This window comes from Helicobacter didelphidarum (assembly GCF_003364195.1).
In the GTDB taxonomy this organism is placed as follows: domain Bacteria; phylum Campylobacterota; class Campylobacteria; order Campylobacterales; family Helicobacteraceae; genus Helicobacter_A; species Helicobacter_A didelphidarum.
This window is the reverse complement of sequence record NZ_NXLQ01000091.1, coordinates 1-2,470: the sequence shown is the minus strand read 5'-3', so window position 1 is coordinate 2,470 and position 2,470 is coordinate 1. Positions and strand designations below refer to the sequence as shown.

Sequence of the window (2,470 nt, the reverse complement as noted above, 5' to 3'; positions counted from 1 at the left end):
AAAATCTCGAGTTGCTCTATTTTTAAAATATTATGAACATATAGAAATCATATTTAACGAGGAAAGAAACCATAATATTTTTACAATCGATTTTAGTCCCTACAAAGCAGAAATAGACACTTATTTAAAGGATAAACAATGAGTAAAAATAAAAATATCTATATCTCTTTAAATGTTTGTAATTGTGGATTTCATAATGGCTTACCGCAACCCAAAAAACAACTAAATAATTTAGGAGACTTTACAAGTAATTTTTTAAATATTTATCTCCCTGCTAATTCTGCATTTGTAAGTGCTATGAGTGATAAATATTATCCTACAAATAAGCTCTTTAATGTTCCAACCATTACTTTAGGGGTTAATTATGGAGTAATAGCGTATTTCTTTAAAAAAGCAGAGGGGAAAAGCGATAAGAGGGCAGCTGGGGAAGCTACATTTGAATTTGTAGCTTCTTATCTTGGTGGCAAGGCAGGAGAAAAAATCGCCACTAAAACTGCTACACGATTAGGGGTTTCTGTAGGAAGTCGTATTTTAGCTGGTGCTGGCATAGGAGCGGCTTTAGGTTCTACCGCTCCTGTTGTAGGAACTATCATTGGTGCAGTAGTAGGTAGTCTTATAGCATTTGGCGTAGAAGATACACTAGATTCTAATGGACTTGTAGTCAAAGGTGGAGAGGTGAAAAGTGAATAAGGAAAATAAAAAAGAGAGTGAAAGCAAAGAACATACAGAATCTTATTTGCGAGATTCTAAGAGTAGCATAAAATCTCGTGCAAATAAAGCAGACTCTCATAACAATACAGAATCCACAACACTGGATTCTCATACAAACAAAGCTAAAAGCTTTGACCCATTATTATTTAATGGCTTGGGAAGTGATAGGGAGCGGTGGTGGAATAATCATTTATATGCCTTTATGACGACTGGTGGTTTTTTCTTATGGTTTTTTAGTATGTTTATTGCTTCATATCGCATCAATTTTGGATTTGGGACATTGGTTTTTATTGGTTGGCTTTTATTAATATTTTTATTTGCTATTTATCTTGTTTTTTGGCTATATCTACATATAAGTTTGTTTATAAATGGTAGAAAAAATAAACATATTGACAAAAGCAATCCTTTGCTAGTATGCGAATATCAAGGTAGCTTTAAAAATTATTGTGTATGGATTTTGGAATTTATAGTTTTTTCAGTAATGTATATTTTTTGTATTTTATTGTGTATTGTATTTTTTGTGCCAACTATTTCTATTGTATTTATGCACTTATATTGGAGCAAACCATTTTTACTTAAAAGGATTCTGTTATTTGAAGATTGTGTTGTGATAGAGTATAGAATCTTTGGCAATATCAAGCTTAGCAGGGAAAATTTGGCATTAATGAGATTGCCCCAAACATTTGAAAAAATTACAGATTTTATATATGCAAATACCGCTTTTGTTCGCCCTGTGATTGTTGATAATACAAAAGACCCCTACTTGATAGCAAACTTTTGCACTAGATTTAATTCCTTTGGTTTGAGCAATCTCGATAAACTTTGGAAAGAATTAGATTCTCAATTAGGATATAGTGCAGAAAAAATAACTGGGAAAAGAGAAATGATAGGCAAGAAAAGAGAAAGAGTATTCAATTTTCTTGCTGTGTATATAAAAGATGAATACTTAGGAAATAATCATGAGTAAAATATATGGAGTTTCTATCACCTATGCTTCAAACGATAAGCGTGAAGCTAATAAATATGGTGAAGAATTCTACCCTTGTATGAGTGAAGATGAATTAGAAAGGATAGAAAAAGAAAAGGATAGAAATGCTTTAACAACTTATCTTTTAAATACTCTAAGTATGATGGATTCTACTATTAGTGCAATAGCAACAAGTATAGAAAAAGGACTGCCTATTCAAGTAAAGATTCTATTCACTATCAAAGACGCCATAAAAGGCTCTGTGTTGAATATGGGTAATGAGGAATTAAGTGTAACAGAAATAATAGTGTTAGGTGGAATAACTATTGTAGTGGGTATAGCAACAATATTTTTATTGCCAGAGGCAGTTTTTGGCACAGCTATCAGCATTATAGGTAGCCTCATCATTTCTTATCTAACAACTTGGCTTTTAAATAATGTATATATTTATCTGCGTGATAATAGTGTAGAACAAATATGGCAAGATATAAAAGACTTAGCAAATGATACTTGGAAACGCATAATATCTCTTATAGAATCTGATACAAGAAGCTTAGAGGAAAGAAAAGAAGAAATCACACAAAGAGCGATAGATCAGATTCTAAGTGCTACTTCCAAAGATACAATGACTAAAAAAGAATATGAAGAATGTATTACTTATTTGTGTGATTATTCCCACCCCAAGCAATCCTATGTAAGCACTCAAGATTCCACAAACTCCAAAGATTCTCCAATACACTTAGAATCTAAAGAATCCACCCTTTGTCCTAATAATGTCAATGCTCATAGAAA

At 31.9% G+C, this 2,470-nt stretch carries 3 protein-coding genes; all 3 read left to right on the top strand.

All coding sequences use genetic code 11. The annotated features are described in order from the left end of the window. Window positions 1–138: 138 nt before the first annotated feature. Window positions 139–690: a hypothetical protein gene (locus CQA53_RS10925; RefSeq protein ID WP_115543966.1), complete on the top strand. Its 552-nt coding sequence runs from the start codon at window positions 139–141 to the stop codon at window positions 688–690. Continuing rightward, window positions 683–1,678: a hypothetical protein gene (locus CQA53_RS10920; RefSeq protein ID WP_181882465.1), complete on the top strand. Its 996-nt coding sequence runs from the start codon at window positions 683–685 to the stop codon at window positions 1,676–1,678. The genes CQA53_RS10925 and CQA53_RS10920 overlap by 8 nt, the downstream gene beginning before the upstream one ends. Beyond that, the coding region (locus CQA53_RS10915; protein ID WP_147290045.1) for a hypothetical protein at window positions 1,671–2,470 on the top strand (800 nt) is incomplete at its 3' end. The genes CQA53_RS10920 and CQA53_RS10915, both read left to right, overlap by 8 nt.

Bases quoted from the DNA above. Each gene is read 5' to 3' on its own strand.
- CQA53_RS10925 (WP_115543966.1), top strand. From the start codon at position 139: ATGAGTAAAAATAAAAATATCTATATCTCTTTAAATGTTTGTAATTGT.